The organism is Sphingopyxis sp., assembly GCF_035565275.1.
Taxonomy (GTDB): Bacteria; Pseudomonadota; Alphaproteobacteria; order Sphingomonadales; family Sphingomonadaceae; genus Sphingopyxis.
Genome location: NZ_DATMST010000200.1, coordinates 1 through 5,660, shown reverse-complemented (window position 1 = coordinate 5,660; position 5,660 = coordinate 1). Strand labels below are relative to the sequence as shown.

The window sequence follows — 5,660 nt, the reverse complement described above, 5'->3', positions numbered from 1 at the left end:
AGTACACGCTGGTGATCGAGGCGGCGCGCGAGGTCGGCGGGCGCGAGCTTCTGCGCATTCCCTTCAGCTGGCCGGCAAAGGCCGGGGCGGGCGGACGCGCTGCGGGAACGACTGAATTGGGGGCCGTCTCGGTTTCCTTTCGCTGAACAGGGAAGGACAGGATGATGAAAAAGCATATTTGGGGTTTCGCGGCGGGCGCCGCTCTTGCCGCCATGGTTGCCGTTCCGGCTTCGGCGCACCGCCAGTGGATGATGCCGTCGTCGACCGTCTTGTCGGGCGACGATGTGTGGGTCACCGTCGACGCCGCAGTATCGAACGACCTCTTTTATTTCGAGCACCAGCCGCTGCGCCTCGACGCGATGAAGGCGTGGGCGCCCGACGGGACCGAGGCGGCGATCGAGAACAAGGCGACCGGCCGCTATCGCAGCACCTTCGACGTCCATCTGACGCAAAAGGGCACATGGCGGATCGCATCGGCGACCGACGGCGTGATGGGCACCTATGACCTTGCCGGCAAGACCGAACGGCTGCCGCGCGGGACGACGACCGCCAATCTCGCCGAGCGCATTCCTGCCGGCGCGACCAACGTGAAAACGTCCGAATCGAGCAATCGCAACGAGATTTTCGTGACCGTCGGCGAACCGACGACGACGCTTTTCAAGCCGACCGGCAAGGGCATCGAGCTGGTTCCGGTCACCCATCCGAACGACCTGATTGCGGGCGAGGCGGCAACCTTCCAGTTCCTGCTCGACGGCAAGCCCGCGGCGGGGCTTCCGGTCACCGTAATCCCCGGGGGCATCCGGTACCGCGACCAGCTTGGCCAGATGGATCTCAAGACCGGTGCCGACGGCAAGGTCGAGATCAACTGGACCGAACCCGGCATGTACTGGCTGAACGTCACGACGCCGCGCACCGAGCGCGAGGAAGGCGAGGCGGCTCCGGCGACACCGCAGCGCCGCGCGAGCTATGTCACGACGCTCGAAGTGCTGGCGCCCTGACCGACCGCATATTGATTCCCCGTGCGCTGACGCCCGCCGCCTTTGCGGGGCGCGGCGCGCGGGCGAGGATCGAAAGCTTCTCCGGCGAAACCATGGGAACCAGCTGGTCGCTGCACGCGGTGTCGCCGCCGGCAGCGACCGCGCGCCGCGTTCAGGCGGCGCTTGATCTGGTCGTCGCGCAGATGAGCCAGTGGGAGGCGGAGTCCGACCTGTCGCGTTTCAACCGCGCTGCGCCGGGCGAATGGCATGAGGTGCCGGGCGAACTCGCCTGTGTCGTCGAGGCAGCGCGCGAAATTGCGCGCGAAAGCGGCGGCGCGTTCAACGCCGGCCTCGGGCGTCTGACCGACGCGTGGGGTTTCGGCGGCGCCGGCCCGGTCGGGCAGATACCCGAAGGGGATGATGTCCTCGCAAGCCGGACGATCGATTTCGATCCGGCGACGCGGCGTATCCGGCGCACCGGTGGCGCCGCGCTCGACCTATCGGGAATCGCCAAGGGCTATGGCGTCGACCTTGTAGCGGAGTGGCTGCTGGGCAACGGGGTGCGGCATTTCCTGCTCGAAGTCGGCGGCGAATTGCGGGGCGAGGGGATCCGCCCCGACGGGCAGCCCTGGTGGGTCGACGTCGAGATGCCGCCATCATCGTCGATCGCACCCTGGCGTATCGCGCTGCACGACCTGTCGGTTGCGACATCCGGCAACTATCGCCGCGGCTTTGTGGCGGATGGGCGGCACTATTCGCACAGCTTTGATCCTGCGACGGGCCGCCCGATCGTCAACGGCGTGTCGTCGGTGACGGTGCTTCATCGCCAGTGCATGATGGCGGACGGCTGGGCGACCGCGCTGACGGTGCTGGGCGCCGAAGCGGCCATTGCGCTTGCCGACGGACAGGAACTGGCTGCGTGCGTGGTGGCGGGCGACCGGGAATATCTGTCGCATGGCTGGCGCGCGATGCTGCATTAGGCGCGATCACTTGGTGCGGAGCACCGTCCTTCCGCCTCCATCGTCACCCCGGATTTGATCCGGGGTCCATATGTGCAGACGTCAGGATCATGGATCCCGGATCAAGTCCGGGATGACGATATGAGGGCCTCAGCTGTCCGCCCAGAGGCGCAGCAGATTATGATAGACGCCGGTGAGTTCGATCACCGAGCGGTCCTTGCCGCCGAGTTCGCTGGTCAGCCGCTGCACCGCGCGGTCGAGATCGAACAGCGTGCGTCTTTTCTCGGCATCGCGAACCATCGATTGCAGCCAGAAGAACGATGCGACACGCCGGCCGCGCGTGATCGGCGTGACGCGGTGCAGGCTCGACGAAGGATAGACGACGGCGTGACCCGCGGGCAGCTTGACGCGCTGGACGCCGTAATGATCCTCGACCAGCAATTCGCCGCCGTCATACGCGTCGGGCGCTTCGAGAAAGACGGTGATCGACAGGTCGCTGCGGATGCGGAAATCGCTGCCGCGTTTGATGCGGATCGCATTGTCGACGTGCGTGTCGAACTCGTGTCCCTCGCCGTAGCGATTGAACAGCGGCGGATAGATTTTGAGCGGCAGCGCCGAAGCGAAGAAGACCGGCGAACGCCCGAGCGCTTCGAGGATCAGCCGGCCAGCCTGCTTCGCGGGATCGCTATCCTCGGGCAATTGTTCGTTATGCTTGGCGAGCGCCGACTGGTGCCCCGAGGTCGCGTTACCGTCGATCCATTCGGCGCCATCGATGATCGCGCGCACCTCCGCCACTTCGGCGGGCGAAAGCAGGTCGGGAACGGCAATTAACATGGGCGGGAAATCCCTTCGGCGTTACCGCCCGGCGCTGCCACAGATACCAGATGCGATCAATAACGGGAGCGGCACAGGGCCGCTCCCGGCAGGGTCGTCAAAGGCCGACCGTCAGGGTCAGCACCGCCGACCGCGCGTCGCCGGGGGTCGCCCAGCCATTGTTGCGGATGCGGGTGTAGTAGAGCTTGTCGGTGAAATTCTTCACGTTGAGCTGCGCCGAAATGCGATCGGTGAAGTCATACGCCAGAAAGGCGTTGTGGACCCAGTAGTCGTCCGACCGGATGATCGTCGCATTGGTCGCGGTGGGCAGGTTGAAATCATATTTGCCCTGATAGGTCGCGCCATAGCCGATCTTCAGGCCGAAGGGCAGTTCATAGGTCGTGAACAGGCTGCCAGAATGTTTCGGCGTGTTCTGCAGATGCGCGCCCGCGACGGGGTCGGGGACCGCCACCGAGTTGGTGCAGGTACCCTGGCCCGGATTGGCGAGGCAGTAATTCGACACCGACTGCAGGATCTCGCTGTCGAGATAGATGTAGTTGGCGGTGATCGACCAGCCGGGCAGGATCTGACCGACCGCGCTCAGCGCGATACCGTCGACCCGCGAATGGCCTTCCAGCACCTGATCGGGCAGCGTAACGTCGCCCGAGTTGACGCGGTAGCTGTCGCGTTCGTTACGGAACGCCGCGGCGCTCAGCAACAGGCGGCCGCCGGCAACCTCGGCCTTGACGCCGACCTCGTAATTCTTGGCGCCTTCGGGTTTGACGTTGCAGTTGCCGTTGAGGCCGTCGACGTTAGGTGCCGTGCAGGATCCGTTCACCGACGACTGCGACGGCGTCTTCGAATTGCCGAACGCCGCATAGAGAGTCACCGCCTCGACCGGCTTGTAGACAAGGCCGATGCGGTACGAGAAGAGATTGTTGTCGTAGCTGGTGACCGTCGGGATGCCGAGACCGCCGCGGCTCGACCCGCTGCTCTTTTCATAGCGGACGCCGCCGTTGACCTCGAACTTGCCGAGTTTCATCGCGTCGAACAGATAGACCGAATAATTGTCGACCTCGCCGACCGTGCGGCCGGTGTAGGTAAAGTTCACCGGGCCGTCATAGACGTTGCTTCCATAGGAGAAGCCCGCGGGCAGGGCGGGGCCGATGACGATTTCGTTCGGGTTGGCGATGTTGACCAGCGGATAACGCGAATAGAAGGCGGTGCCGTCGGGATTGCGGAGCGCGTTGCCGCTGTTCAGCGTATACTTTTCCCACAGCGCCGAGGCGCCGATGACGAGCGTATGTTCGATCGCGCCGGTGTTGAACGTCCCGCGCAAATCGATCTGGTCATACATCAGCTCGTTCTTGGAATCGCGCAGGTTTCCGCGCGGTCCGCCGATGTAGTAATAGCCGTTGGGGACCGTGAAATCGCCAAAACCCGCAACGTTGGTCGTGCAGCTGCCGCCTGTCGGCGTCACGCCGGTCGAAAGGCAGTAGGTGCCCTGCGGCGGGCCGACGACGGTCAGCTGGCTGACCTGCTGCCAGCGCGCGAGATTGCGGACCGACCAGGTGTCGCTCAGGTCATGTTCGAGGATCGCGGTCGCCTGATCGACGGTGATGTCCTGCCGGTCGACGTTGCGGTATCCGAAATAGTCGCTGCGATCGACGCCCGCGACGAGGCCGTCGTAATAGGGCACGCCATATTGCGGGATATTGTCGTCTTCCTGATGCAGATATTGCAGCGTCAGCTTGGTCGGACCCGACATGCCGAAGCTGATTGACGGCGCGATGCCCCAACGCTTGTAATTGTCGACGTCGCGGCCGGGCACGTCATTCTTGTGCGCCATCGCGTTAAGGCGCACCGCGATCAGATCGTTGACGCGCAGGTTCGCATCGACCGTCCCGCGATAATAATTGTCGGTGCCGATGCCGCCCGTCGCGATCACGCGCGTCTCGTCGAGCGGGCGCTTGGTCACGATGTTGATCGAGCCGCCGACCGAGCCGGCGCCGCTCTGCGCCGAATTGGCGCCGTTGACGATTTCGAGCTGTTCGAGGTTGAACGAGTCCGAACGGTTGTACGCGGCGCTGTCGCGCACGCCGTCCTGCGTGATGTCGCTGCCCGCCGAATAGCCGCGGAAGTTGATCGAGTCGGCTGGGGGCGAGCCGCCCTCCGCCGCACCAAAGGTGATGCCGGGAACCGTCGACAGCATGTCGCGCAGCGTCAGCAGATTCTGCTGCTCGATCGTCTCGCCGGTGATCACCGTGACGGTCTGCGGCGTGTCGCGCACCGGGCGGGTCGACTTCGGCGATTCCTGCTGCGTCTGGTAGTGCTGACCGGTGACGATGATCTGTTCGCGCTCGTCGCGGCGTTCGCGCTCGGTCTGCTGTTCGGAAGACGCATCGGCACCGGCGTCGGCCGCCATGGCCGTGGTGCTGATCAGGCTGCCGACGCAGGAGAGCGCCAGGAAAGTGGCGGACGTCGTAGGCTTCACGGCTTTACCCCCTTGTTATGGACGGGCTGCCGCTATTGAGAGTCGATTGCAAAGTCAAATAATAATGCGAATCGTTCGCGATATTGTCGCAATCGATGAAAATGCCTAGTTCCGGCGTTCGAGCCACCAGCTTTGCCGCCAGCCATATGGGCTTGCGACCGGCGCGCCAGCCGCGTTGGTCGCGGGCTTGAAGCGGAACCTTTCTTCGATCAGGCGGCACGTCGTTTCGTCGAGCGTGGCGTCGCCGCTTGATCGCGTCACGCGGCAGCCGCTGACGCGGCCGCTGGCTTCGATAGTGAAGCGCACTTCGACCTCCCCGCCAATCTTCGCGCGGCTTGCGTCGCGGGGATAATCGCTGTCGCGGATCGCGCCGCTGCGCCACACCGCCCTGGTGCCGCCGCCGCTCCCGCTTCCGGT

Annotated in this window: 6 protein-coding genes; 3 read left to right on the top strand and 3 right to left on the bottom strand. The window is 64.7% G+C overall.

What is annotated here, in order from left to right; all coding sequences use genetic code 11:
* The 3 genes from VN047_RS14010 to VN047_RS14000 all read left to right on the top strand — a co-directional run.
* Positions 1–146: DUF2271 domain-containing protein (locus tag VN047_RS14010; RefSeq protein ID WP_325543686.1), on the top strand; the 146-nt coding region annotated here is incomplete at its 5' end.
* 15 nt (positions 147–161) lie between these two features.
* Positions 162–998: a DUF4198 domain-containing protein gene (locus VN047_RS14005; RefSeq protein WP_325543682.1), complete on the top strand. Its 837-nt coding sequence runs from the start codon at positions 162–164 to the stop codon at positions 996–998.
* Between the two features lie 11 nt (positions 999–1,009).
* Positions 1,010–1,957 (top strand): FAD:protein FMN transferase, encoded by a 948-nt coding sequence (locus VN047_RS14000; protein WP_325543680.1) that lies wholly within the window; start codon positions 1,010–1,012, stop codon positions 1,955–1,957.
* Between the two features lie 129 nt (positions 1,958–2,086).
* On the opposite strand, the gene VN047_RS13995 is transcribed toward VN047_RS14000, so the two are convergent.
* The 3 genes from VN047_RS13995 to VN047_RS13985 all read right to left on the bottom strand — a co-directional run.
* Positions 2,087–2,770, bottom strand: a complete 684-nt coding sequence (locus VN047_RS13995) for a Fe2+-dependent dioxygenase (RefSeq protein WP_325543678.1) — start codon at positions 2,768–2,770, stop codon at positions 2,087–2,089.
* Between the two features lie 97 nt (positions 2,771–2,867).
* Complete coding sequence (locus VN047_RS13990) at positions 2,868–5,174, bottom strand: TonB-dependent receptor (protein WP_325543684.1); 2,307 nt, start codon at positions 5,172–5,174, stop codon at positions 2,868–2,870.
* A 174-nt stretch (positions 5,175–5,348) separates the two neighbouring features.
* Positions 5,349–5,660 (bottom strand): energy transducer TonB (locus VN047_RS13985; protein WP_325543676.1); only part of this gene is annotated, 312 nt, incomplete at its 5' end.